General features: G+C 58.2%; 27 protein-coding genes, 2 tRNA genes and 1 pseudogene. 11 read left to right on the forward strand and 19 right to left on the reverse strand.

All coding sequences use genetic code 11. The features are described 5' to 3' along the window. Window positions 1-50: 50 nt before the first annotated feature. The 4 genes and pseudogenes from PSH59_RS26220 to PSH59_RS03480 all read right to left on the reverse strand — a co-directional run. Window positions 51-158, reverse strand: a pseudogene (locus tag PSH59_RS26220) (isomerase); the annotation flags it as partial. A gap of 13 nt (window positions 159-171) precedes the next feature. Next, the gene (locus PSH59_RS03470) at window positions 172-498 is read right to left on the reverse strand and encodes a DUF2388 domain-containing protein (RefSeq protein WP_248075023.1); all 327 of its coding nucleotides are present in this window, start codon (window positions 496-498) and stop codon (window positions 172-174) included. 127 nt (window positions 499-625) lie between these two features. Then, window positions 626-702 (reverse strand) — tRNA-Met (locus PSH59_RS03475). A gap of 329 nt (window positions 703-1,031) precedes the next feature. Then, entirely contained in the window at window positions 1,032-1,583 is a 552-nt protein-coding gene (locus tag PSH59_RS03480; RefSeq protein ID WP_248075024.1) for an RNA polymerase sigma factor, read from the reverse strand. Window positions 1,584-1,845: 262 nt separating this feature from the next. Here PSH59_RS03480 and PSH59_RS03485 point away from each other — a divergent pair, with 262 nt between their 5' ends. The 11 genes from PSH59_RS03485 to sctU are packed head-to-tail and all read left to right on the forward strand — an operon-like array spanning window position 1,846 to window position 11,947. Continuing rightward, a complete protein-coding gene (locus PSH59_RS03485; protein ID WP_305394319.1) occupies window positions 1,846-2,901 on the forward strand; it encodes a TyeA family type III secretion system gatekeeper subunit in 1,056 nt (351 codons plus the stop codon). Beyond that, window positions 2,898-4,991: a type III secretion system export apparatus subunit SctV gene (gene sctV / locus PSH59_RS03490; RefSeq protein WP_305394320.1), complete on the forward strand. Its 2,094-nt coding sequence runs from the start codon at window positions 2,898-2,900 to the stop codon at window positions 4,989-4,991. Before PSH59_RS03485 ends, sctV begins: the two co-directional genes overlap by 4 nt. 37 nt (window positions 4,992-5,028) lie before the next feature. Next, the gene (locus tag PSH59_RS03495; RefSeq protein WP_305394321.1) at window positions 5,029-5,922 is read left to right on the forward strand and encodes an FHA domain-containing protein; all 894 of its coding nucleotides are present in this window, start codon (window positions 5,029-5,031) and stop codon (window positions 5,920-5,922) included. Continuing rightward, complete coding sequence (locus tag PSH59_RS03500) at window positions 5,919-7,277, forward strand: FliI/YscN family ATPase (protein WP_305394322.1); 1,359 nt, start codon at window positions 5,919-5,921, stop codon at window positions 7,275-7,277. Before PSH59_RS03495 ends, PSH59_RS03500 begins: the two co-directional genes overlap by 4 nt. After that, window positions 7,264-7,677, forward strand: coding sequence for a YscO family type III secretion system apparatus protein (locus PSH59_RS03505; protein WP_305394323.1), 414 nt, complete (start codon window positions 7,264-7,266; stop codon window positions 7,675-7,677). Before PSH59_RS03500 ends, PSH59_RS03505 begins: the two co-directional genes overlap by 14 nt. Then, window positions 7,674-8,123 carry a type III secretion system HrpP C-terminal domain-containing protein gene (locus PSH59_RS03510; protein ID WP_305394324.1) on the forward strand — a complete coding sequence of 150 codons (450 nt, stop codon included), beginning with the start codon at window positions 7,674-7,676 and terminating at the stop codon, window positions 8,121-8,123. The genes PSH59_RS03505 and PSH59_RS03510 overlap by 4 nt, the downstream gene beginning before the upstream one ends. Then, window positions 8,120-9,133, forward strand: a complete 1,014-nt coding sequence (locus PSH59_RS03515; protein WP_305394325.1) for a FliM/FliN family flagellar motor switch protein — start codon at window positions 8,120-8,122, stop codon at window positions 9,131-9,133. The genes PSH59_RS03510 and PSH59_RS03515 overlap by 4 nt, the downstream gene beginning before the upstream one ends. Then, window positions 9,130-9,783, forward strand: coding sequence for a type III secretion system export apparatus subunit SctR (sctR, locus tag PSH59_RS03520; RefSeq protein ID WP_305394326.1), 654 nt, complete (start codon window positions 9,130-9,132; stop codon window positions 9,781-9,783). Before PSH59_RS03515 ends, sctR begins: the two co-directional genes overlap by 4 nt. Window positions 9,784-9,790: 7 nt before the next feature. After that, window positions 9,791-10,054, forward strand: a complete 264-nt coding sequence (sctS, locus tag PSH59_RS03525; RefSeq protein ID WP_017529928.1) for a type III secretion system export apparatus subunit SctS — start codon at window positions 9,791-9,793, stop codon at window positions 10,052-10,054. Between the two features lie 10 nt (window positions 10,055-10,064). Next, on the forward strand, window positions 10,065-10,853 hold the full coding sequence (sctT, locus tag PSH59_RS03530) for a type III secretion system export apparatus subunit SctT (RefSeq protein WP_305394327.1): 789 nt from the start codon (window positions 10,065-10,067) through the stop codon (window positions 10,851-10,853). Then, a complete protein-coding gene (gene sctU / locus PSH59_RS03535; RefSeq protein ID WP_305394328.1) occupies window positions 10,850-11,947 on the forward strand; it encodes a type III secretion system export apparatus subunit SctU in 1,098 nt (365 codons plus the stop codon). Before sctT ends, sctU begins: the two co-directional genes overlap by 4 nt. 115 nt (window positions 11,948-12,062) lie before the next feature. Here sctU and hrpT read toward each other — a convergent pair whose 3' ends face one another. From hrpT to ispE, 15 genes are all read right to left on the reverse strand, one after another. After that, window positions 12,063-12,266, reverse strand: a complete 204-nt coding sequence (gene hrpT / locus PSH59_RS03540) for an HrpT family type III secretion system protein (RefSeq protein ID WP_305394329.1) — start codon at window positions 12,264-12,266, stop codon at window positions 12,063-12,065. After that, the gene (gene sctC, locus PSH59_RS03545; protein ID WP_305394330.1) at window positions 12,263-14,395 is read right to left on the reverse strand and encodes a type III secretion system outer membrane ring subunit SctC; all 2,133 of its coding nucleotides are present in this window, start codon (window positions 14,393-14,395) and stop codon (window positions 12,263-12,265) included. Before sctC ends, hrpT begins: the two co-directional genes overlap by 4 nt. Window positions 14,396-14,693: 298 nt before the next feature. Further along, entirely contained in the window at window positions 14,694-14,927 is a 234-nt protein-coding gene (locus tag PSH59_RS03550) for a hypothetical protein (protein ID WP_305394331.1), read from the reverse strand. Between the two features lie 108 nt (window positions 14,928-15,035). Further along, complete coding sequence (gene sctL / locus PSH59_RS03555) at window positions 15,036-15,626, reverse strand: type III secretion system stator protein SctL (RefSeq protein ID WP_305394332.1); 591 nt, start codon at window positions 15,624-15,626, stop codon at window positions 15,036-15,038. Then, window positions 15,604-16,185 carry a type III secretion protein gene (locus PSH59_RS03560; RefSeq protein ID WP_305394333.1) on the reverse strand — a complete coding sequence of 194 codons (582 nt, stop codon included), beginning with the start codon at window positions 16,183-16,185 and terminating at the stop codon, window positions 15,604-15,606. The genes sctL and PSH59_RS03560 overlap by 23 nt, the downstream gene beginning before the upstream one ends. Continuing rightward, window positions 16,178-16,960: a type III secretion system inner membrane ring lipoprotein SctJ gene (sctJ, locus tag PSH59_RS03565; protein ID WP_248075036.1), complete on the reverse strand. Its 783-nt coding sequence runs from the start codon at window positions 16,958-16,960 to the stop codon at window positions 16,178-16,180. Before sctJ ends, PSH59_RS03560 begins: the two co-directional genes overlap by 8 nt. 4 nt (window positions 16,961-16,964) lie before the next feature. Next, window positions 16,965-17,330 (reverse strand): hypothetical protein, encoded by a 366-nt coding sequence (locus tag PSH59_RS03570; RefSeq protein ID WP_248075038.1) that lies wholly within the window; start codon window positions 17,328-17,330, stop codon window positions 16,965-16,967. 88 nt (window positions 17,331-17,418) lie between these two features. After that, window positions 17,419-17,577 (reverse strand): hypothetical protein, encoded by a 159-nt coding sequence (locus PSH59_RS03575; RefSeq protein WP_248075040.1) that lies wholly within the window; start codon window positions 17,575-17,577, stop codon window positions 17,419-17,421. Between the two features lie 166 nt (window positions 17,578-17,743). Continuing rightward, window positions 17,744-18,658 carry a sigma 54-interacting transcriptional regulator gene (locus tag PSH59_RS03580; RefSeq protein ID WP_248075042.1) on the reverse strand — a complete coding sequence of 305 codons (915 nt, stop codon included), beginning with the start codon at window positions 18,656-18,658 and terminating at the stop codon, window positions 17,744-17,746. 246 nt (window positions 18,659-18,904) lie between these two features. Continuing rightward, a complete protein-coding gene (gene ychF / locus PSH59_RS03585) occupies window positions 18,905-20,005 on the reverse strand; it encodes a redox-regulated ATPase YchF (RefSeq protein WP_248075044.1) in 1,101 nt (366 codons plus the stop codon). Window positions 20,006-20,027: 22 nt separating this feature from the next. Beyond that, the gene (gene pth / locus PSH59_RS03590; RefSeq protein ID WP_248075046.1) at window positions 20,028-20,612 is read right to left on the reverse strand and encodes an aminoacyl-tRNA hydrolase; all 585 of its coding nucleotides are present in this window, start codon (window positions 20,610-20,612) and stop codon (window positions 20,028-20,030) included. A gap of 167 nt (window positions 20,613-20,779) precedes the next feature. Further along, window positions 20,780-21,385: a 50S ribosomal protein L25/general stress protein Ctc gene (locus tag PSH59_RS03595; protein WP_032886113.1), complete on the reverse strand. Its 606-nt coding sequence runs from the start codon at window positions 21,383-21,385 to the stop codon at window positions 20,780-20,782. 139 nt (window positions 21,386-21,524) lie between these two features. Beyond that, a complete protein-coding gene (locus tag PSH59_RS03600; protein ID WP_003171603.1) occupies window positions 21,525-22,466 on the reverse strand; it encodes a ribose-phosphate pyrophosphokinase in 942 nt (313 codons plus the stop codon). Window positions 22,467-22,512: 46 nt separating this feature from the next. After that, window positions 22,513-22,587 (reverse strand) — tRNA-Gln (locus tag PSH59_RS03605). 37 nt (window positions 22,588-22,624) lie between these two features. Then, window positions 22,625-23,428, reverse strand: coding sequence for a 4-(cytidine 5'-diphospho)-2-C-methyl-D-erythritol kinase (gene ispE, locus PSH59_RS03610; RefSeq protein WP_248075969.1), 804 nt, complete (start codon window positions 23,426-23,428; stop codon window positions 22,625-22,627). Between the last annotated feature and the right edge of the window lie 17 nt (window positions 23,429-23,445).

Here is a 23,445-nt window from a genome sequence, read left to right on the forward strand (position 1 = left end):
CTGAACTCCGTTCGTTTTGAGAATGATCTGTTGGGCCGGGGACTGTTTTTTTACAGGTAAATCGTGCCTTTGAGGAACAGCACCGCCTTGCGGTAAATAATCACCCGGTCGCCCTTGAGCGCGCAGCGTAACTGGCCGCGACGCTTGCCACCTTGCTTTTGAGCGGATCTGTCAATGCGTCACCGCAATCGCCTGGGCCAATTGCATGTCACTCATGTGCGGCGCCGGGTAGGCCGTGTGATACGTGCGTACGGCCAGTTCAAAGTGCGCGGTGCGGATGTCGCCGTCCGAGCCGACAAAGGCCAGCGCGTCGCTTTTGGCGGACTTGAGCATCTCGACGGGATGGCTGGTAGTGCCCAGCGTGGCGAAAACCGTCAGGAAGGGGAGCGCGATGCTGGCCAGCGTGGCGCCTTCGATCGGGCTTTTACCTTCATTCGCGTGTACCAAGAGAGGCAGTGCGCAGAGTGCGAGGGTGGCGATCAGGTGGGGGCGGGGCATCGAACACTGAGTCCTTTGAGTGTTGGGGAGTGGGGGATACTAACAGCAGTCTGGAGCAACGCTGGGGGATGACTTTTTTGCGGACATAAAAAAACGGCCTACCTTTCGGTAAGCCGTTTTTAGTACTTGGTGGCTACACAGGGACTTGAACCCCGGACCCCAGCATTATGAATGCTATGCTCTAACCAACTGAGCTATGTAGCCAAGTGGCGCGCATTATTCGCGCAGAACGGGAATGCGTCAAGCGTTTATTTTTAATTTTTATCTGCGCTTTCAACTGTTTAACCGAAAACGCCGGTTTTTGGGGGCTGCATAGCCCAACGCGAGCTTACTCGCTCGCCTCAGGGGTTGAACCCGTCGTCACGAGAGATGCATGGAGGCAGGCAGTCGATGGTCTGCGCGCAGGCGTGGGGGCGGGCAATATGAGGATGATTGCCGGGGGGGGGCTTCGGGTCGCTGCGGTCTCGCAGCCGCGTACGCAAAAGTCGTGATCGAGTTGGGCAATATCCCTGCCGCCCAACACTTGGTTTTGCTTATGGGTATATCGAGTTGTGAGTGACACGCTTGAGTTGTTCGCGTGCCCGCGACAGGCGTGAGCGAACGGTGCCTATGGGGATGTCCAGCACGTCGGCAGTGTCCTGGTAGCTGCCATCGGTTTCCAGTGAGGCGTACAGCGTTTTGCGCATTTCCGCAGGTAGGTGGTCAATGGCGCTCAGGGTATTTTCCAGGCGGCGGTTGATTTCGAACTCCCAGTCCAGGTTTTTGTTTTCTTCCTGGCCGTGCCACAGCGACTCGTCGAATTCGCAATGCACCGGCTTGGCATACAGGCGTCTGAAGTGGTTGCGGATCAGGTTTTGCGCGATGCCGCACATCCAGGTGCTGAGGGCGGCCTGGCCACTGAAACGTTCCCTGTTACGCCATGCCTCCAGGTACGTCAGTTGCAGGATGTCGTCTGCATCCTCGTGGTTAAGCACGCGTTTGTGAATAAAGCGGCGGAGCTTTTTTTGTTGGTCGTCCGTCAGTTCGAGCATGAATTGAGGCGAGCCGCCAACAAGGTGCGCTAAAGCATCAATAGGGATATTCACGGTGTTTTCCTCAGGGTAGACACTGTCGAAAAGTTTTCGACGAGAACCCCTTTAGCACTGGCTATGCCAAATGGAAAAAACCTTCAACTTACTGATTTATATAAAAAAATATATTGAAATAGAGCGTTTTTGTGCAACTTCTTGCAAAAGGCATCGATGATTTGTGTCGGTCTTTTCAAGACCATCGACGGATAAACTTTGATGGAACCGTATCGGCGGGCATTGCCACATAGGGACACACTCTTCCCGTCTTGGCATGCTCATGAAAGTCGAAGTTCTTAACGATTTGCCATCATCCCAACGCCTGGATCAATCCGCTGTTGCGCGCGTCTCTACGCCAGAGCCGGCCAAGGTCGAGGAGCTTGCCCAGCTCTTCGACCAGGAAGTGGTGGCCAATAACCGAGTGCTGCGGGCGACGTCGATACGCGTTCCGCCTGTCGATCAACTTGCGCAACTTTATGATCAGCTTGGCCATCCGGCCCAGGAGTCGTTCGCGGCTATTTCTCGGCGTTTCAGGCAGCAGTTGCAGCACAATCCCAGCGCCGACAGGTTGCTGGAGCTTGTCGAGGGGGACCCGGCGCGTGCGTTCGTGGTGCTCCGGTATCTGGAGGTCCAGGCGGACAGTGAGGCGCGCTCGTCTGAAGCGGCCAAGGCGCGGGATGCCATTGCCACGATGAGCATCGGCTTCAAAGGGGAAATCCAGGCGGGCCTTAAATTCGCCACGGCGTTGCTGGAGGCCGGCGGTGATGCGCAAGAGCGCCAGGCGCTGCGTGCGCTCTACTACGCCAGCGTGGCCACGCGCCAATCCCTGGCGACGATGATGCAGGCGCTGCTGGGTGTATACGGTGGCGATACGTTTTCCGCGCGGCTCGGCAGCATGCGTAAAGCCTTGGCTGACGACATCGCGGTGTGGGTTTCTTCAATGGCGACCCCTCGACTGCGCACCTTGCTGCTGGCCCTGCAAAGTTGTGGTCAGTTGAGCAGTGTGTTGGCCGATTGCGAGGCGCTGAATGGGCGTCTAGGTTTGGATGGTGACGCCGTGAGCCTGTTGCAGCGCCTGCTGGGCTACGCCGGCAGCGGGATTGATGCGGGTGAAGTCCTGCGGCTTGGGCATGATCTGGGCAGCGCGCCGGATACCCAGCAGGTGGTACTGCTTAACGCGCTTTTCCCTCTGATTCGGCAGTTGCCCCTGGCGTTATGGCCGGACAGTCGAGTGCGTCAGAGCGCCCTGGATAGCTTTTTGGCGGTCATGGGAGAGCTGGACCGGGTTGAGCGCGGCCCCATACGCTTTGCCGGTAGTCTGGGGACGTCGGTGTGACCGTGCTGTCTACCCTCAACAATGTGCTGCTAAAAGCGGCGCAGCGTGCCGAAGTACTCGGGGCCGTGGTTGTCCTGGGCATTGTGTTTATCTTTATCGTGCCGCTGCCCACCTGGCTGGTGGATATTCTTATCGCGGTCAACATCTGCATCTCCTGCCTATTGATCGTGCTGGCGCTGTATTTGCCGGGGCCCCTGGCGTTCTCTTCGTTTCCTTCGATCTTGCTGCTGACCACCATGTTTCGTCTGGCGCTGTCGATCGCGACTACGCGCCTGATCCTGCTGGAACAGGACGCCGGCGACATCGTCGAGGCGTTCGGCAATTTCGTGGTGGGGGGCAACCTGGCGGTGGGGATGGTGATCTTCCTGATTCTGACCCTGGTCAATTTTCTGGTGATCACCAAGGGCTCGGAGCGGGTCGCCGAGGTAGCCGCAAGGTTCAGCCTGGATGCGATGCCGGGCAAACAGATGTCCATCGACAGCGACTTGCGCGCCGGCCTTATCGACGGCATCCAAGCGCGGGAAAAGCGCGACCAGTTATCGCGTGAGAGCCAGCTGTTCGGCGCCATGGACGGGGCCATGAAGTTCGTCAAGGGCGACGCCATCGCCGGTTTGATTATCGTGGTGGTCAACCTGCTGGGCGGTTTTACCACGGGAATGTTTCAACACGATCTGAGCGCCGCCGAATCGATCCAACTGTATTCGGTGCTGACCATCGGCGACGGCCTGATTGCGCAGATTCCGGCGCTGCTGATCTCCCTTACGGCCGGCATGATCATCACGCGTGTGGCGCCGGCCGGGGGCAAGGGCATCACTAACATGGGCGCCGAAATTGCCCGCCAAATGACCAGCGAGCCTAAGAGCTGGATGATTGCGTCGGTAGGGATGCTCGCATTTGCAGTGGTGCCCGGCATGCCGACCCTGGTGTTTATCCTGATCTCCGCGGCAACCGGTGCCTTGGGGTATTACTTGATGCGTCAGCGTCAGGGCAAGGCCCCGGCCGAGGATGAAGACGCTCACGCCGTCCGCCCCGAAGAGAACGGCGAAGAGGATCTGCGTGGGTTCGATCCATCGCGGCCTTATCTATTGCAGTTTCCCTCGGCTTTGCGGGGCACACCTGAGGTGACGGATCTTATTCACGGGATTCGCCAGGCACGAAATTCGCTGGTCGCCAATATCGGCCTGACGTTGCCGCCGTTCGAGGTCGAACTCGATGAGGCACTGGCCGCCGACGAAATGCGCTTTTGCGTGCATGAAGTACCGATGATCAAGGCCTCGGTCGTCACCCATCTGGCCGTTGACCGCAAGGCCTTCACCGTAGAGCCTGCGCACGCAATACCGGGGCTGGCCGAGCGTGACGAAGAGGGTTGGCTCTGGTTGCCGGCCGATGATCCTCTGCTGGATGACCCACAGTTGGAACGCTTTACCGCGACGAGCCTGATCATCGAACGCATGAGGCAGGCCATGATGCTTAGCGGGCCGCAGTTCCTGGGGATTCAGGAGAGCAAGGCGATCCTCAGTTGGCTTGAGCACAACCAGTCGGAACTGGTGCAGGAGTTGCAGCGCATCATGCCGCTCTCGCGGTTTTCAGCGGTGTTGCAACGGTTGGCCAGTGAAGGCGTGCCGCTTCGAGCCGTGCGGCTGATTGTTGAAGCGATGGTCGAGTACGGCCAGCATGAGCGCGAGCCTGACGCACTCGCCGATTATGCGCGCATTGCCCTCAAGGCGCAGATCTTCCACCAGTACAGCGAAGAAGATGGTCTGCATGCCTGGTTGTTGTCTCCCCATAGCGAGAACGTCTTGCGCGATGCCTTGCGCCAGACCCAGACCGGGGTGTTCTTCGCACTGGATAGCGAAACCAGTGCCGCGTTGATCAACCTTCTCAACCAGGCCTTTACCTTACGTGCCAAACGTAAAAGTGTGATGTTGGTTGCGCAGGACCTGCGCAGTCCATTGCGCACCTTGTTGCTGGAGGAGTTCAACCATGTACCGGTGTTGTCCTTTGCGGAATTGGGGAGTTCATCCAAGGTAAAAGTGCTGGGGCGTTTTGATCTGAGTCAGGATCAACTGATGCGCGGTACGGCGGCATGATCCCCTTGGGCGATGCCGCGCGCGGGAGGGCTCGCTGATGTTTGAGCTGCGAGTGCTCAATGGTCTGCGTCAGGGGGCCGCGTTGCCGCTGTTTGGTGAGACCTGGAGCATTGGTGCTCAGCCTGACGCGGACCTGGTGCTGAATGATCCCGGCATTGCCGAGCAGCACGCGCGGTTGCGGTTGATCGGTTCGAATTGGTCAGTGCAGGCCGAAGCCGGGCTGCTGCATGACGCCGGGGGGCAGGTGCTGGCGCAGATCGCGAGCCTGAGCCTGAACATGCCGTTTTCAGTCGGGGCCATTCGTCTGTCTGTCGCCCTGGCCGATCAGCCATGGCCTGAAGGGCCTGCCTCCACTCCAACGCAACGGACCCATGAGGCGCCGCGGGCGTTACCGTTGTCGTCCCTTTCCCACGTGCAGCAAAAACGCCTGATCAGTGCAGTGCTGGTGGTTGCGGTGATCGTTGCGGTCGTCGGCATGATTTCCCCGGGCGAGCGGGATGCCCAGGCCTCCTTGATGGCGCCCGGGGCAGCCAAACCGCTATTGGCCTCTGCGTATGAAGTGCGGGAGCAATTGCTGAAGATGCTCGCCGAGCGTGAATTGAGCCAAAGGGTCAGCCTGGAAGTGATCAACGGCCAGATCGTGCTCAACGGCGCGGTTTCTGTGGACGATGTGGAGCTGGTGTCGCGGATGCTCAACCGTTTTGGTGAGTTGTTCGACAACGCCGTGCCGGTGATCAGTCGCGTGCGTACGCGCGATGGGACGCTGCCGTTCAAGATTGTGCAGATCGTCGGCGGGCCGAACGGCCATGTGGTTCTGGAAGATGGCAGTCGGCTGTTTGTCGGTGACGAGGTGGAAAGTTTGCGGTTAGTGCTGATCGACAATACCAAGGTGGTCTTCGATGGCGCGCAGCGTTATGAGGTGCATTGGTGAGTGAAGAACTGCGGGCGCGCCTCGAGGCCTGGGAGCGGCGCCAGACCCAGTCACTGAGCAACCTTTTACCGGTGACGATGCGCGGTCGAGTCCAGCGCGTCAACGGCATGTTGCTGCAATGCCGGTTGCCCGGCGCGCGTATCGGTGATCTGTGCCAGGTTGAAAAGTCTGTCGACGAATACATGCTGGCCGAGATCATCGGGTTCGATCAGCAGGACGCCGTCCTCAGCGCCTTGGGCAATCTTGAAGGGGTACGCGTGGGCGCTGGTGTGCAGCGTCTGGGCGTGTCGCATCAGGTGCGGGTCAGTGATGAGTTGTTGGGGCAGGTGCTGGATGGCTTCGGGCGACCGATTACGGGCGTTGGCCCCAGCGCGTTTGTCGAGACCGAGAGCCCCGATGCCAGCATGGTGTTATGCGAGGCCCCGTTGCCGACCGACCGGCCGAGGATCCATCGGGCCCTGGCGACCGGGGTGCGCTCAATCGATGGGTTGTTGACGCTTGGCGAGGGCCAGCGTGTGGGGCTGTTTGCTGGTGCGGGCTGTGGCAAGACCACCTTGCTGGCGGAAATTGCCCGGAACGTCGAGTGCGACGTGATTGTGTTCGGCCTGATCGGCGAGCGCGGCCGGGAGCTGCGTGAGTTTCTCGACCATGAGCTGGATGAGCAATTGCGGGCCAAGGCCGTACTGGTGTGCGCGACGTCCGACCGGTCCAGCATGGAGCGAGCCCGCGCAGCGTTCACTGCGACGGCGCTGGCCGAGGGCTATCGCCGTGAAGGTAAGCGGGTGCTGCTATTGATCGACTCCTTGACCCGATTTGCGCGCGCCCAGCGGGAAATCGGTCTGGCGGCCGGTGAGCCTTTGGGGCGTGGCGGCTTGCCGCCTTCGGTATACAGCTTGCTGCCGCGGTTGGTGGAGCGCGCCGGGTTGACTCGCGACGGCGTGATCACCGCGATCTACACCGTGCTTATCGAGCAGGATTCCATGAGTGACCCGGTGGCGGATGAAGTCCGCTCGCTGCTGGATGGTCATATTGTTCTGTCGCGCAAACTGGCTGAGCGGGGTCACTACCCGGCGGTTGACGTTCTGGCCAGCCTTTCGCGAATTCTGAGCAATGTCGCGACGCCTGAGCATATTAATGCTGGTACCGCACTGCGGCGCCTGTTGTCGGCGTACCAGCAGATCGAGTTGATGCTCAAGCTGGGTGAGTATCAGGCCGGCAGTGACGCGCTGACCGACCTGGCGGTGGACAGTCGCGCGGCGGTGGATGGTTTTCTGCGTCAGGACTTGCGCGGGCCCTCGGCAATAGAGACGACCCTGGAACAACTGACGGAGCTGACGGCCTATGTCCCTTTCTGAGTTGGAAACCCTGCGGCGCCTGCGCAAGCATCGAGCGGACCGTGCCGAGCGCGTCCTGGGTGAGGCTAAAAGGCATCAGCGAGCGCTGCAATTGCAAGTCGAGCAGGCGCAGCAGGTTCTTGAGCAAACGCGACTGCAGGAAGCCCAGCAAGGGGCGCAGCTCTTGAGCAAGCATCAAGGGCAAGTGATCTCTTTTCAGGAACTCAAATCGTGGAATACGCAGGAACGCTCGTTGTCCGCCAGCACGTTGCGCGAAGAAGCGCAGGTGCGTGGGTTGCACGGACAGCAAGAGCAGCAGGTGGCCCGTGTCGACACTGCGCAAAAGCAGGTCACCCAACGCTTGCGTGAGGTCGAGAAGCTTTTGGAATTATCCCGGTTAGTGCAGCAGGAAGAGACATGAGGAAAATATCTGAAGGCAAGTCCGAGCGGCCGGGTGCGCGCGGGTATGGCGGAGATGATGACCCCGGCATTGGCGGTGCGCCGTCCTTGGACTATATGCGCGTGTTCGCCCGGCTGCTGGTCAATCCCGGTGGCGTGGGCGGCTATGTTTCCTGCGCTCCTGCGCCGAAGTCGTTGGCGAACAGGTTGATGATCGAGGGGCTGGCCGAGCAGTTGGCGCCGCGAATACAGGCAAGCGTGCAATGGCCCCTGCTGGCGGTGCTTTACCTGCGAGGAAAAGGGCGAATCAACGCGTGTGTCCAGAGGCAATCGGGCGTATGGAACATCGGCCTGCACGCTGAAGAACAGCACGCGACACGATGGCTCGGCGCGGTGAGAACAAGCCTTCAAAACAGGCTGAGCGAAGCGTTGGGGCAGGCTGTCGATGTGTGCGTGACCCCGGCATGATCCTGTCCGCGTTAACACTGCCCTTGGTTGAAGCAACAAGGGTGGCGGCACTGCATCGGCTTGGGCGCGGCTTACGCATGCCGTTTGCGCTGGGTGATCAGCAAGGCACGTTTACGCTCGAGCCCGGCTGCGCCCCTGCCGATGCAAGTCCGTTGTGTTTCGAGAGCGCCCTGGGTGTGCTCGCGTTCTCCGATCCGGAGGCGATGTTCAGTCTGATGGGTGAATGCCCGGTGACCCTGGCAGAGGCCGGCAACGACCCCACATCCTGGTTCTGGGAGCTGTTCCAGCATCACCTTAGCCCGCAGGTGTTGGCGCTGTTTGGGTATCTGCGTTTGCTGTCCGCGCCCAGGAAACTGAATTTTGGTTGTCGTTTTACGGTGACGCTGGGGCCTTCCAGGGTCGCAGGTTACCTGTGGATGGCTCCGGAGAGCTTGCTGGCTGCGTATGCGGCCGGCGCCTGGGAGCCTGCGGGCGATCCGCTGCCTGTGGCTTTTCCGTTGGTCATAGCGGCGTCCCTGGGCCGCTTGAGCCTGCCTGTTGCGCAAGTGCGCGGCTTGCGTGCGGGTGATGTGTTGGTACTCGAGCAGCCCTTTTTCGATGTACAGGGCCATGGCCACTTGCATATCGGCAGTCATCGGTTGCAAGGGCGTATTGATGATGAATCCGGGCGGTGGTGCCTGAACCTTATTGCGATAAAGGAAACGTGCGTGAACGAAGAGTTTGTAATACAGGAATATGCAGAAGAAGAGGTCGATCAGCCGATGGAGGATGTCTTTGGCCGGGAACCCTTTGATGACTTGAGTATGGCGCTGACCGTGCGCTGTGGCGTCTTGAACCTGACCCTGGGCGAACTGCGCAATCTGGCGCCCGGAGCTGTGCTGGGCATCACCGGCTATGCCCCTGGTATCGCCGGCCTGTATTACGGAGACCGGCCGATTGGGCAGGGGCAGTTGGTGGAAGTCAACGGTCGGCTCGGCTTGCAGTTGTCGCGCGTGGTGTTCTCCCGATGATATTCCAGGGCGTCGACCCCGTTGTCCTGGCGCTGTTTTTCGGTGCGCTGTCGTTGCTGCCGATGCTGTTGGTGGTCTGCACGGCTTTCTTGAAGATTGTCATTGTGCTGATGATTACCCGCAACGCTATCGGTGTTCAGCAGGTGCCTCCCAGCATGGCGATCAATGGCATAGCGCTGGCGGCAACGCTCTTTGTCATGGCGCCCGTGGGCTATCAGATCGCCGAAAACCTCCAGGGCACGCCCCTGAACATGAACAGCGTGCAGACGATGCAAGAGACCGGCCTGGGGGCCATGCAACCGTTACGCGAATTCATGAAGCGCAACACTGATCCGGATGTGTTGACCCATCTGCAGGAAAACAGCGTGCGTATGTGGCCGCCTGAGATGGCGCAAGGTACCCAGCGCGAAGACTTGATCCTGTTGATTCCGGCATTTGTGGTGTCGCAGTTACAGGCCGGGTTCGAGATCGGTTTCCTGATCTACATTCCGTTCATCGTCATCGATCTGATTGTGTCCAACCTGCTATTGGCGCTGGGTATGCAGATGGTGTCGCCGATGACCATTTCCTTGCCACTCAAGCTGTTGTTGTTCGTCATGGTTTCCGGATGGTCGCGATTGCTCGACAGCCTTTTCCTTTCTTACCTTTGAGTGCCCCATGGAACCGATCGTGCTGTTCAAGCAAGGCATGTTGTTGGTGGTGGTGCTGTCGGCACCGCCGTTGATCGTGGCGGTGATTGTTGGCGTGCTGACGTCGCTGGTTCAAGCCCTGATGCAGATACAGGACCAGACGCTGCCCTTCGGCATCAAGCTGGTTGCCGTGGGGGTCACACTGATATTGACGGGACGCTGGATCGGTGTGGAGTTGATTCAACTGATCAACCTGATGTTCGACATGATCGCCCGCTCGGCCCTCAACTGAGGGCCTGCACGTGACGCTTTATCTCGAGCTTTTGCCCAGCCTGCTGATCGCCATGGCGCGTATCTATCCCTGCGCCATTCTGGTGCCGGCGTTCTGTTTTCAGCATGTTCGCGGCCTGTCCCGGCACGCCATCGTGATGGTCCTGGCGTTCATTCCTGCGCCAGGTATCCACGCGGTATTGGCGGGCCAGGACTACTCTGCGCTGATGATCCTCGGGTTGATACTCAAGGAGGCGGCCCTGGGCAGTTTGCTGGGTGTCCTGTTGGCGATGCCTTTCTGGATGTTCGAGTCAGTCGGCGCACTGTTGGACAACCAGCGTGGCGCCTTGGCGGGGGGGCAACTCAACCCTTCACTGGGGCCGGACGCAACGCCCGTTGGGCACCTGTTCAAGCAGTTGGTGATTTACTTGCTGATCGCCGTGCTTGGCCTGAGCGTTCTCACGCAAGTGATCTGGGACAGTTACCGGCTGTGGCCGGCCACGGCCTGGGTGCCGCTGCCAGCCATCAATGGGTTCGGCATTTTCCTGGGCATACTCAGCGATACCTTCAACCACATGATGCTTTACGTTGCACCTTTTGTTGCGGTGCTCCTGTTCCTGGAGTTCGGTATCGCACTGCTGGGGGTTTACAGTCAGCAACTGCAGGTGAGCACCCTGGCGCCACCGGTCAAGAGCCTCGCGGGTATTGCGGTTCTGTTGCTGTACTTTGCATTGCTGCAGGACTTGATCGTCGGGCGCCTGACCCTGCTGGGCGACCTCAAACACTTACTCGGGCTGATGTTTCAGGTCTCGATGCCATGAGTGATTCGGGGGAAAAGAAACACCCGGCGTCCGCCAAAAAGTTGCGCGATCAACGCAAGAAAGGTCAGGTTTCGCAAAGCAAGGATGTCGGCAAGTTGCTGGTGCTCACGGCCATCAGTGAGATTGCGTTATTCACTGCCGAAACAAGTATGCAACGCTTTGAGCAACTGATTGCACTGTCCGTGTCGAGCATGGCGCAGCCCTTCGCACGGGCGTTGGAAGAAGTGCTGTTCGAAGGGCTTAAGGTGTTTTTCTCGTTTGCGCTGTTAATGGCCGGAACGGCGATCCTCATGAAGCTGATCAGCGGCTGGATGCAGTTTGGATTTCTGTTCGCTCCAGAGACGTTGAAGCTCGATTTCAACCGCCTCAACCCGCTCAAGCAACTCAAGCAGATGTTCTCGGCCAAAGCGATCACGGATCTGCTGATGAGCATTGCCAAGGCAGTGCTCCTGGGTGTGGTTTTGTACGTCGTGATCAGGCCGTCATTGGGCACGCTGATCAACCTGGCCAACAGTGACCTGCAAACGTATATCGTCGCGCTGATCACGCTGTTCCGCCATTTGCTGCATGTCTGCCTGGGGTTGCTGCTGGTGCTGGCGCTCATTGACCTGGCGATGCAAAAGCATTTTTTCGCCAAGAGCATGCGCATGACCCAGGTCGAGGTCGTCAAAGAATACAAGGACATGGAGGGCGACCCGCATGTAAAGAGCCAGCGCCGCTCGTTGGCCTATCAATTGGCTCAGGAAGAACCCAAGGTCAAACTGCCCAAGTTGGAAGAGGCCGACATGCTGGTCGTCAACCCGACGCACTTTGCCGTGGCCCTGTACTACCGGCCCGGCAACACACCGCTGCCTGTGCTGGTCAACAAAGGCACGGACGATGAGGCCCGCGAATTGATCCGGCAGGCCAAGGCGGCCGAGGTGCCGGTGATTCAGTGTGTCTGGTTGGCCCGTACCCTCTACACGCACAAACTGGGGGCCGGTATCCCCCGCGAGACTTTGCAGGCTGTAGCGTTGATCTATCGTACGTTGCGCGAGCTAGATGATGAGGCCAAGCGTGAAACCTTGGAGTTGCCGGAGCTGGAGTTACGCTGATCAACGCCCTGTCCGCGTTGTGTCAGGCTCGGATACCCAGGGTCGAGAGCAGGTGAGCGGCAGCGGCGCTCACCCGATAGCCAGGGGCGTTGGCTATTGAAGCGCTACTGAGCGCTCATCGTTCCAGCGAGATCGTCTGGTAGTCCGCGCGCTCGCCGGATGGGCCGGGCTCGACTCGCATCTGCGGTGGCCACCAGATCACGATGGTATCTTTGGTCGCTTGCGGGCGTGAGCAGGAGTCCCCTTTGCAAGTGGGGCTGCAGCCGGTGATGAGCAGTACTGTGCTGATCAAGGTGAGGCACAACGAGCGGTGTTTCATGGGGTGGCCTTCTGAACGGGAGTGATCAAGGAGGGGCGGGGTACGCTCAGGTGTTCATCTTTGACGATCGGGCGCATGGCGATGAACACCTCGGCTTCTTCACCTGGTTTGAGCCAGGCACGCGGCCATACGGTCACAGCCAGGGTTTGCGAATTGCTGCATTCTTTTTCGTCGATGCGCACGTTGCGCTTGAACTGATTGCGCAGCACGACCACGGCCACGTTGAACTGCGGGCCGGCGTACCACTGGCTGTGTTCGGTATTCATGGCCAGTAGTTCGCGGGTGCTGCACAAGGTCTCCAGCCCCAGCGGCATGGGGGCCGCCTTGAATGCCTGGGGCACCTGCCCCGTCACCAGATGAGCCAGGGTGCTGGTGATGTCACTGCGCTTGATCACCGGCTCGTGTTCGGCATAACGCCTGGCCAATGGCTTGAGCGCGGCCTGAAGCTCGACCTGATCGTCCTGTGGCAAGTAGCGCGAAGGGTCGGCTTGATCACCAATCACGCGTGGGGTCAGGATGAACAGGCGTTCGCGACGATTGTTCTGGCGTTCGCTGGAAGAGAACAACGCCTTGCCCAGCAACGGTATATCCCCTAGAAGGGGAATCTTGTTGCGCTTGTCGATGCTTTCGGTGACATGAAACCCACCCACCACCAGTGAGCGCTTTTCCGCCATGACCGCCTGGGTGCTGACGTTGCCGCGGCGTACATCGGGCCCCAGGCGGTCAGGGTTGGATTCGTCGAAGTTCCCGTCTTCGATATCCACCTGAAGGTGCACCTGATGAGTGCCACGGGTGGTAATCACCCTGGGCACGACTTGCAGGCTGGTGCCTACTGTGATGGGCAGCACGGTGGCGACCTCTGTACCCGCCGTCAGGTATTGGGTGCGGTTGAAGTCAATCACGGACGGCTGGTTTTCCAAGGTGAGCACTGAGGGGTTGGAGACCATGGTCGCCAGTCCGCGTTGCTCCAGTGCACGTATCCTGGCAAAGAACCGGTCACGGTTTTCGATCGAAAGCTGCGAAGAGCTGCCCGGTGCCAGCCTCATGTCACTGCTGAAATGACGACTGCCCCAGTTGATCCCGAATTCCCGCAGTTGTTCGCGCTCTATGTCGAGGATGATTGCATCGATTTCCACCATTTTGCGCGCCACGTCGAGCTGGGCAATCAGCTCGCGGTACATCGCCTGGCGTTCCGGAACATCATAGATAAGCACGGCGTTGTTGCGCACATCGGCCTCGACGCGGATTTTGCCCGCAGAAACCGGAGCCCTGGGGGTCAATGTCGCTCCCGTTCCCGACTCTCGAGGGTTCGTCGTCTGGCCGAGCATTTGCCCCAGCATAGGGTTGCTCAGCCGGGGAAAGTTCGGCGTGATGGGAGAGGGTTGGGATGAGGAGGGGCGCGGGTTGAGGGTGGAGAGGGAGGACGTGGCCCGAGGCTCCAATAGTCCACGCAGCATGCTGGCGACGCCAGGGAGGGTGAGTTTTTCGCCGCGATAGTCTATCTGTCGGTCTCCCGCGTTGGCGAATTTCAGCGGGTAGCTGAGCACACTCTGTTTTTCGTCGGGCGTTTTACGCTGGCTGCTGAACTGCTTGATCTGGTCGATGTAACGCTTGGGGCCAGACACCAGCACTACCCCTTCATCCGGCAATTCGCCCCAGCCGAAACGGCTATCGAGCAGACCGATGTCGGTCAGCGCCCTCTTGAGGTCGGCAACGGTCTCGGCGGACACCTCCAGCCGCGCGGATTCCTGCAGATCCAGCGTGCTGATATAGAGCGTTTTGTTGTACAGGAACCACTGGAAACGGTGCTCTACCGCCAGCCTGTCGAGCATCGTCTGGGGGGTATTGGCGCGTATCTTGCCATTTACGCTGCCGTCCAGCAGGCCGTCGATCTGCAGTTGTATCCCAAAGGTTTGAGCGAAGTCTTCCAGCACTTCTTGCAGGGGCTTATGCTCGGCTTCATAGGCATAGGCGGTGTTTTTCCATTCGGCGGGAATGGCGGCAAGCGCGCTGTGCAGCGGCGCCAACAAAAAGGGCAGGGCGAGCAGGCAGCGCCAGTGAGGGCTTTTTGTTGGCGCGGGGGGCGGGTTTAAACGCAAGCCGGTGTGCTTGTTAATTTTGCTATACATGACAGGTTCTCTGTTTCAGTGCCGTAGCTTACGAAATGAGGTGGGCGCAGATTCCCGCCCGGCCTTGTTCTGCGCGCAGTTACGCTGCGCCAGGTATCGCGGTGGTTGGAAAGTGCTTGGGAGTATTCATGCCATCCCAGGGCTGGCGTTGCGCCCGCCGGGCGTGGCGTTTGACGTGCGCCAGGGCCGTGGGCGCGGGGAACTCGTCAGGCTGGGCTGATCGAGTTGAGACCAGGGCTTCGGCGGAGTGTGTGCTCGTGGGCCACTCGCCCAGGCAGCCGGCGTTGGCTGCCAGGCGCTAGACGACATTGATGGCGGATTTAAGCGTTTCGTGTTTGTAGCTGAGATAGGTCGAGTTCACCGCGAGGTTGGTCACAAGGGCGGACTTTTCCTCATTGAGTTGTTCGAAGAGCCGTGCAAACTCTGCGCTGTCTTCGCTGTACCTGACCTCGGTACCGATCTGCTCGAGCCTTTTTTCGGAACGTATTTGCTCTCTGTAGAGACTGTTGGATATGCGTGAGTCGGTATTCATCGCTTGATCTCCGGTGGGGTTCTGCTCCTGTGTGGTGCCTGAGTGATGGCCAGTTCCATCGACCGACTGACTTATTAAAAGAAGAAAGGCTTTCACCGATAAAAGTTGTTACCTGGTCTTTGCCCTGGGCGGGATCGTCACCAGATTGTCGAGGGTATGAGACCAGTTGATATGAAACCCACCTTCGTCTGTCTCAAGCAGCAGTGACTGGGCGGCGAGCCCGTCCTCAACTTGAAGCGTCCAGGGCACACTGCAGTGCAGATTGAGCCATAGCTCGACGTGCTCGCGGTCCTGTGGGTTGCACATCAGGTTCGCCTCGACCGCAGGCAGTTGGGCCGCCACCAGCTTATTGAGCAGTGCGCTGAGGCGTTGGGCGGGTACGGTCTCATCGAGAAGGGTTCGAATGGCGGTATTAACGACGGAGGTCGCGGCGTATTCCAGATGGTTGATCATCATCTCGCGCTCAGACTCCCAACGATGCAGTTGGGCGTTGGCACGCTGCCAGAACGCTTCACTGGCCCGTTCGAGCATCTGCTCGCATTGCTCCTGGGCTTGGCGGATGAGTACTTGCGCTTGGGTTTGAGCGTGATCAAGCAAGTGTTGCGCCTGGGCGTGTTCAGCAAGCATTTGCCTGGGAATCAGCGCCGTCGGCAACTCTTGGGGCTGGGTCTTCAGTTCAATCTTGTGGGCGCAAAACATGCTGGGAATTCTCCTGGGAGGCGCGCAGGGTGTTATCGACGGTGGGAGAGGTCGCACGCCAGACAGTGGCTTGCCAGAGGGTATCCAGGCGGCCGTGGGGGTCCGCCGGTTTGGGATGCAGCTCCAGCTCGAGCACCCTTGGACGCGCAAAGCACAAGCGCAGTCGCTGCCAGATATCAGGAGCGACCCAAGCGCGCAGATATTGCAAGGGATCGTCGATGTTCGTCGACGCCGGGCCAGGTGGCAGCGCCTTGGCCAGGCGCTGGCACCAAAGCAGCTGTTCCTGATTCAGCCGCTCGTCATGGGGCGCCTTGTACACCTCATTGATAAGGATGAGCACAAGGTCCCGTTGCTGCGTGCTGCTCAGCACGAGTTGTAACAATGCCGAAGAAGCGGCCGGGGGCAGCCCGGGCTCAATGCCGAACAGGTCGCTCACGCGGCGATGATGGCTGCGTGAAAGTGCTGCTGCTTCAACAAAGCCCGTTTGGGTGAGCCAATCGATGTGGGCATTTTTCCACGGGAAGGCCCACCATTTTACCCAACTCAGATCGTCACTCATGAGCCTGTGCCATTGCAGGCTCTGCAAGGTTGGACAACTTCCAGCGGCGCCAGAGCCGCCAGCCAGCGCCGCCCAGGATGAGGGCGATCAGAGGTAATAAAACGCTGGCACGCCAAAACCCAAGGTCATGCTCCGGCACCAGGAAGGGGCCGAAATAGACAAGCTGTTGCTCTTCCTTATAGGCAGTGGCCGGTACGAAAATCACGGTCAGCTTGACGGTATTGTCGATGGCTGAAGCCATGCCGGGGATGCTGCTGGCCACCATCCTGCGCACGCGCGGGTTGATTTTGTCCGGGTCCAGGCGCGGGTCATGTTTGATGAATACCGAGGCGGACGCCGGCTGTACCGGCTCGCCTGGCGCGACTCGCTCAGGGAGCACCACGTGCACACGGGCGACGATCACACCGTCTATATTCGATAGGGTCGACTCCAACTCCTGGGACAGTGCGTAGATGTAACGCGCACGCTCTTCCAGTGGTGTGGAGATGACGCCTTCCTTGCGAAATACATCACCCAATGTTGAACGGGCCAGCCTGGGCAGCCCCGCAGCGTCCAGAGTACGAACCGCTCGACTTATGTCACTGGCCTTCACGCGAACGGCAACGCCGTCTTTACCCGGGATTTTCTGAGCGCGAATCTGTTTGTTGGCCAGCTCTGCAATGACTTCGTTAGCTTCTTGCTCAGAGATGTTGCGATGAAGCTCTACGCTTTCACCACAGCCAGTCAGCATCAACGCCGACGACAGAAACACTAGGGCTATCAGGTGGCGATACATGCAGCTACCCCAGGTTTGAAATTTTGTCGATGCCTTTTGCAATTGCGCCAATGACCTTGACGCGTGACATCACTTCTATATGCGCCTCGGCGAGCGCCTGGGGAAACTCGTTCGCGTCTTTGGTCTTCTTGTTCTGGCTGGCCTCCCGAAACCCTTTGGATACGCGTCTGGATAGGGTTTGCGACTCAGTGGCGTCCCAGGGCGATGCAGCAGAGGCCGTGACGGGCGCAACGCCGTTACCGGACGGTTCGGCGGGGTTGAGCTGGGCGTTGAAAAAACTAATGTCAGAAACCGCGTTGTTCGCGTCTGGCATGTCGGCGTGGGCAGCGATGGACATGTTTTTGCGCAACCCGGTATGGGTGATATCCATGTGAACCTCCATCGAATGAATCAGGTGCTGTACTTGCAGTGAGCGTAAAAACCTCCCCAGTCCTTACGGGGCGGGGAGGTTGTTTTACTTATGCGAATCGCAAGGATTTAGTGCGGCCCGCTTTAGCAGTGGTCAGTTCCTGCTCAGCTGTTTTTTTAGCTTCTTCAACCACTTTGCGTTCTTTTTCCGCGTTGATTGCATCCAGCTGAGCTTGGTTACCAGCGCTACCACCAAGATTAGAGATCATAGAACACCTTTCAAAGTTTAAATAAAGACCGATAGCAATTCATCCGCTATCTGTGCATGTTGAGCGAATTCGTAGTTGCTCGGGCTTTAGGTGGTTTGTTGCAAATGAAGCGTTCCATTTTATTGCGCGATAAATATTTAAATTTATTTCGATGTGTGCTGCGGCGTTATATTTCGAGTTGTTTCATTCGGTAATAGAGCGTGCGCTTTACCACCCCCAACTCAATCGCCACGCTATCGACACAGTGGTCATTGCGCTGCAGTGATTCTTCAATCAGGGCTTTTTCAATTTGTTGCAGGCGCGTCTTGAGGCCTAATTCGCTACCGTGTGTGTCGCTTACCGGCACTGTGAGCGGCGCCAGGCCCAATACGAAGCGTTTGGCGGTCGAACGTAGCTCACGAAGGTTTCCCTGCCAGGAATGGCAGAGCAGTTGTTGCAACAACTGGGCAGGTGGGGTTGGGGCAGGGCATTGGAAGTGTTCGGCTTCCTGCCGGACCATGTTGATGAACAACGGGATAATCCGCTCGCGTTGGTCGCGCAGGGCGGGAAGCTGGAGACTGACGATGTTCAGTCTAAAGTACAGGTCACGCCTGAAGGTGCCCGATTCGACCATCTGGTGCAGCGACTGCTGGGCTGAGGCAATGACGCGCATATCCACCGGGATGAAACGGGTTGAGCCCAGGCGCTCCACGCCACGAGATTCCAGTACCCGCAGCAGTTTGGCCTGCAGGTTCAAAGGCATGCTGTCGATCTCATCGAGGTAAAGTGTGCCCAGATGAGCGGCTTCTACCACGCCTGCCCGCGACTGCACCGCCCCCGTAAAGGCGCCGCTGTTGACTCCAAACAACTGGCTTTCCGCAAGGCTTTCGGGGATCGCCGCGCAGTTCACGGCAACGAAGTTACCGCGGCGTCCCGATAAGCGATGAACCCGTTGGGCCAACGTGTCCTTGCCGGTACCGGTTTCTCCCAGTAATAAAATATCTATGTTGAGTTTCGCGGTGCTGTGAAGCGTATTTTCAATGTCTGGGTCTTTCAGGAACGACGTATCCGTTTCAACTTCCCCATGACAGGCATTCGACATCGACGGGGTGCTCCATTATTTTTGCTATTGAGAAAGCCGTGATCAGCCACGCCTTCACCGGCGTGAAAATTATAGGTTTCTCGCGCGGACCTTGAAGTAGGAACTTACGCGAATGATGTAGGAGAAGTTAGACAGCTTTATATTTTGTTGTGCCTAATTGCTAAGGCGAGGTGTTAAACAATTACCCATAAAAAAGCCGATGCAAGGCATCGGCTTTTTAAATGCGGGGTAAACCGCGGGTGTTATTTACACGTTGAAACGGAAATGCATGACGTCGCCATCCTTGACGATGTATTCCTTGCCTTCCAGGCGCCATTTACCGGCTTCCTTGGCACCGGCCTCACCCTTGAACTGGATGAAGTCGTTATAGGCGATCACTTCGGCGCGGATAAAGCCTTTTTCGAAGTCGGTGTGGATCACGCCGGCCGCTTGCGGCGCGGTGGCACCCACCTTGACGGTCCAGGCGCGGACTTCTTCGACACCGGCAGTGAAGTAGGTCTGCAGGTTGAGCATTTCGTAGCCGGCGCGGATCACGCGGTTCAGGCCAGGTTCTTCCAGGCCCAGGGCCTCCAGGAACATGTCCTTCTCTTCGCCGTCATCAAGCTCGGCGATTTCCGCTTCGATCTTGTTGCACACCGGAACCACGATGGCGCCTTCTTCGTCGGCGATGGCCTTGACCACATCCAGCAGCGGGTTGTTCTCAAAACCGTCTTCAGCGACGTTGGCGATGTACATTACAGGCTTGGTGGTCAGCAGGTGGAAGCCCTTGATCACGGCCTTCTCGTCAGCGCCCATGCTTTTCATCAGGCTGCGCGCAGGCTTGCCTTCGGTGAAGTGAGCGATCAACTGCTCCAGCAGGCCTTTTTGGACCACGGCGTCCTTGTCGCCACCCTTGGCGTTACGCGCGACTTTCTGCAGTTGCTTTTCGCAGCTGTCGAGGTCTGCGAAGATCAGTTCCAGGTCGATGATCTCGATGTCGCGTTTCGGGTCGACGCTGTTGGAGACGTGAATCACGTTCTCGTCTTCAAAGCAGCGAACCACGTGGGCAATGGCATCTGTTTCGCGGATGTTGGCCAGGAACTTGTTGCCCAGTCCTTCACCTTTCGATGCGCCGGCAACCAGGCCTGCGATGTCGACGAATTCCATGGTGGTCGGCAGGATACGCTTGGGATTGACGATGGCCGCCAGCGCTTCAAGGCGTGGGTCCGGCATCGGCACGATACCGCTGTTGGGTTCGATGGTGCAGAAGGGGAAGTTCTCCGCCGCAATACCGGACTTGGTCAAAGCGTTGAACAAGGTGGATTTGCCGACGTTGGGCAGGCCGACGATGCCGCAATTGAATCCCATGGTGTTTCCCCTCGGAAAAAAGTCAGGCCTTCTGGCTGTGCAGGTTTTTCATCGCGCGGTTCCATTCCCCGGCGAAGATATCCGGCAGCACGCCGAGGGCAAAGTCGATGCTGGCATCGAGTTTTTCCTGTTCGGCGCGTGGCGCACGACCCAGGACGAAATTTGAAACCATACTGGCGACGCCTGGGTGGCCAATGCCGAGCCGCAGACGGTAAAAATTATTCTGATTCCCCAACTGCGCGATGATGTCGCGCAGCCCGTTGTGCCCGCCATGCCCGCCGCCCAGCTTGAGCTTGGCAACGCCAGGTGGCAGGTCCAGTTCGTCATGGGCCACCAGGATTTCCTCGGGTTTGATCCGGAAGAAGCCCGCAAGTGCCGCGACAGCCTGGCCGCTGCGGTTCATGTAGGTGGTGGGAATCAGCAGACGAACATCCTGACCCTGGTGCGAGAAGCGCCCGGTCAGGCCAAAATATTTGCGATCGGCCGCAAGGTTTATACCTTGGGCGTGGGCGATGCGCTCAACAAAAAGGGCCCCCGCGTTATGCCGGGTCTGTTCGTATTCGGCGCCTGGATTTCCCAGGCCAACGATCAGTTTAATGGCAGTCACGACAGGGGCCCTTCCTTTGGAGTTGTGGATAACATCGCTACACCAGCGTGCGGCGAAAGGGGACGACAGGAGCTCACTTATCCAGAGATAAACTTCGCGTTGTTGCCCGCTTTCTCGCTATGTTTCGGTCCGCGATGTTTCCTCAAGCTCCTTCGTTGCAGAGTGTATTACTCTGCAGCGGTTTCGCCGGCTTCATCTTCTGCTACAACACGTGGCGCGTGGACGTTGGCAACAGCCTTGTCGTCGTTGTGAGCCAGTGCAACGAACTCAACGCCTTTAGGGGCCTTGAGGTCGGACAGGTGGATGATGGTGCCGATTTCAGCAGCCGACAGGTCGACTTCGATGAACTCAGGCAGGTCTTTCGGCAGGCAGCTTACTTCCAGCTCGGTAGTGGTGTGAGAAACAACGCCACCTTTCTTGACTGGAGCTTCTTCGCCAACGAAGTGCACAGGCACGATAGCGGTCAGTTTCTGACCGGCTACAACGCGTACGAAGTCAGCGTGCAGTACGTGGCCCTTGGACGGGTGGCGCTGCAGAGCCTTGATGATAACGTTCTGCTTTTTGCCGCCAACGTTCAGTTCGATAACGTGGCTGTAGGCAGCATCGTTTTCGAGCAGTTTGGCAACTTCTTTAGCCAGCATGCTGATGGATTCAGGGGCTTTTTCGCCACCGTAAACTACAGCTGGAACCAGGCTTGCGAGACGACGCAGGCGGCGGCTCGCACCTTTCCCCAGGTCGGAACGCACTTCAGCATTCAGAGTAAAATCGTTCATGTTGTATCTCCAAAATAACCACATTCGCCCCAGCGTTTGCGACCAGCGCTAAAGGCGATATGGGCAAAAAAGCCCCGCCCCAACAGAGTGTTGGGGCGGGGCGCTTTTCGTCAGTGAGGTGTTCCGAAAGGTTTGACCCTTAGCGGAACATCGCGCTGATCGATTCTTCGTTGCTGATGCGGCGAACCGCTTCTGCAACTACCGGTGCGATATCCAGTTGACGGATACGCGCACAGGCTTGAGCGGCGGCGGACAACGGGATGGTGTTAGTCACCACCAGTTCGTCCAGCACGGAATTCTCGATGTTCTCGATCGCTCGGCCCGACAGCACAGGGTGTGTGCAGTAGGCGAAGACTTTTGCTGCACCGTGCTCTTTCAAGGCTTTTGCCGCGTGGCACAGGGTGCCGGCGGTGTCGACCATGTCATCAACCAGAATACAGGTACGCCCTTCGACATCACCGATGATATGCATCACTTCAGAGTGATTGGCTTTTTCACGGCGTTTATCGATGATCCCGAGGTCCACGCCCAGGGACTTGGCAACCGCACGTGCACGCACGACGCCACCAATGTCCGGGGACACGATCATCAGGTTTTCAAAGCGCTGGTCTTCGATGTCGTCCACCAATACTGGGGAGCCGTAGATGTTATCTACCGGAATATCAAAGAACCCCTGGATTTGGTCAGCGTGCAGGTCAACCGTGAGAACACGGTCGATACCTACCACGGTCAGCATGTCAGCAACGACTTTCGCGCTGATAGCTACACGTGCGGAACGCGGACGGCGATCCTGACGGGCATAACCAAAGTAAGGGATTACAGCTGTGATTCGAGTCGCTGAGGAGCGGCGGAAGGCATCAGCCATCACGACGAGTTCCATCAGGTTATCGTTGGTCGGAGCGCAGGTCGGCTGAATAATGAAGACGTCTTTACCGCGAACGTTTTCATTGATCTCGGCTGTAATTTCGCCGTCGGAGAATTTACCGACAGAGATGTCACCGAGAGGGATATGCAGCTGACGTACGACACGTCGAGCCAGATCGGGGTTGGCGTTCCCCGTAAAGACCATCATCTTGGACACGCGCAGTACCTAGAGGCTGAGGGTAACCTGGATGAGTATTAGAAAATGGCAGGGGCGGCTGGATTCGAACCAACGCATGGCAGGATCAAAACCTGCTGCCTTACCGCTTGGCGACGCCCCTGTATCTGTTGCAACGAGTACCCAGTACTCGATTCCTTTTAGAGCAGACTTTGCAGCTTGCGATGCAACATCGAAACGTTGCTTCCCTTTGCTACAAACCCTGTAAGGGTCTCTGTAAGAAGGGCCGAGACTTTATCAGCTTCAGCTTTGTTTGGGAAGCCCCCAAACACACAACTTCCAGTTCCGGTTAATTTTGCTTCGGTAAATTTACCTAACAAATTCAAAGCGTTACGTACTTCTGGATAACGCCTTGCTACAACCGGTAAGCAGTCATTTCGACTGTTTCCCTTGGGAACGGGGCGCACTTTAATGGGAGAAGAGTTACGTGTCAACAACGGATCTGAAAAAATTTCTGCTGTACTTACAGATACTTGCGGGACAAGTACGACATACCACGGCTCTTCGGGGTATTCCGGGGTGAGTTTCTCCCCCACACCCTCAGCAAAAGCGGCGTGCCCGTGCACGAAAACCGGGACGTCGGCGCCCAGCGTCAGGCCCAGCGCTGCCAGGCGATCATGGTCCCAACCCAGTTGCCATAAGTGATTGAGACCCAGCAAGGTCGTCGCGGCATTCGAGCTGCCACCACCGATTCCGCCGCCCATGGGCAGGATTTTATCGATCCAGATATCGATGCCCTGGGAACAGCCCGATTGTTCCTGAAGTTTTTTTGCCGCCCTGACAATCAGATTGCTGTCGTGGGGCACGCCTTCGAATTCGGTGTGCAGCTTGATCACACCGTCATCGCGCACGGCGAAGGTCAGTTCATCGCCGTAGTCGAGAAATTGAAACAGCGTCTGCAACTCGTGGTAGCCGTCTTCGCGGCGCCCGAGAATGTGCAGCATCAAGTTGAGTTTTGCGG

The sequence above is a fragment of the Pseudomonas sp. FP2309 genome (assembly GCF_030687575.1).
GTDB lineage: Bacteria > Pseudomonadota > Gammaproteobacteria > Pseudomonadales > Pseudomonadaceae > Aquipseudomonas.

Bases quoted from the DNA above. Each gene is read 5' to 3' on its own strand.
- PSH59_RS03470 (WP_248075023.1), bottom strand. From the start codon at position 498: ATGCCCCGCCCCCACCTGATCGCCACCCTCGCACTCTGCGCACTGCCT.
- PSH59_RS03485 (WP_305394319.1), top strand. From the start codon at position 1,846: ATGAAAGTCGAAGTTCTTAACGATTTGCCATCATCCCAACGCCTGGAT.
- PSH59_RS03495 (WP_305394321.1), top strand. From the start codon at position 5,029: ATGTTTGAGCTGCGAGTGCTCAATGGTCTGCGTCAGGGGGCCGCGTTG.
- PSH59_RS03505 (WP_305394323.1), top strand. From the start codon at position 7,264: ATGTCCCTTTCTGAGTTGGAAACCCTGCGGCGCCTGCGCAAGCATCGA.
- PSH59_RS03510 (WP_305394324.1), top strand. From the start codon at position 7,674: ATGAGGAAAATATCTGAAGGCAAGTCCGAGCGGCCGGGTGCGCGCGGG.
- PSH59_RS03515 (WP_305394325.1), top strand. From the start codon at position 8,120: ATGATCCTGTCCGCGTTAACACTGCCCTTGGTTGAAGCAACAAGGGTG.
- sctR (WP_305394326.1), top strand. From the start codon at position 9,130: ATGATATTCCAGGGCGTCGACCCCGTTGTCCTGGCGCTGTTTTTCGGT.
- sctS (WP_017529928.1), top strand. From the start codon at position 9,791: ATGGAACCGATCGTGCTGTTCAAGCAAGGCATGTTGTTGGTGGTGGTG.
- sctU (WP_305394328.1), top strand. From the start codon at position 10,850: ATGAGTGATTCGGGGGAAAAGAAACACCCGGCGTCCGCCAAAAAGTTG.
- hrpT (WP_305394329.1), bottom strand. From the start codon at position 12,266: ATGAAACACCGCTCGTTGTGCCTCACCTTGATCAGCACAGTACTGCTC.
- sctC (WP_305394330.1), bottom strand. From the start codon at position 14,395: ATGTATAGCAAAATTAACAAGCACACCGGCTTGCGTTTAAACCCGCCC.
- PSH59_RS03550 (WP_305394331.1), bottom strand. From the start codon at position 14,927: ATGAATACCGACTCACGCATATCCAACAGTCTCTACAGAGAGCAAATA.
- sctL (WP_305394332.1), bottom strand. From the start codon at position 15,626: ATGTTTTGCGCCCACAAGATTGAACTGAAGACCCAGCCCCAAGAGTTG.
- PSH59_RS03560 (WP_305394333.1), bottom strand. From the start codon at position 16,185: ATGAGTGACGATCTGAGTTGGGTAAAATGGTGGGCCTTCCCGTGGAAA.
- sctJ (WP_248075036.1), bottom strand. From the start codon at position 16,960: ATGTATCGCCACCTGATAGCCCTAGTGTTTCTGTCGTCGGCGTTGATG.
- PSH59_RS03570 (WP_248075038.1), bottom strand. From the start codon at position 17,330: ATGGATATCACCCATACCGGGTTGCGCAAAAACATGTCCATCGCTGCC.
- PSH59_RS03575 (WP_248075040.1), bottom strand. From the start codon at position 17,577: ATGATCTCTAATCTTGGTGGTAGCGCTGGTAACCAAGCTCAGCTGGAT.
- PSH59_RS03580 (WP_248075042.1), bottom strand. From the start codon at position 18,658: ATGTCGAATGCCTGTCATGGGGAAGTTGAAACGGATACGTCGTTCCTG.
- ychF (WP_248075044.1), bottom strand. From the start codon at position 20,005: ATGGGATTCAATTGCGGCATCGTCGGCCTGCCCAACGTCGGCAAATCC.
- PSH59_RS03595 (WP_032886113.1), bottom strand. From the start codon at position 21,385: ATGAACGATTTTACTCTGAATGCTGAAGTGCGTTCCGACCTGGGGAAA.
- ispE (WP_248075969.1), bottom strand. From the start codon at position 23,428: ATGCTGCACATTCTCGGGCGCCGCGAAGACGGCTACCACGAGTTGCAG.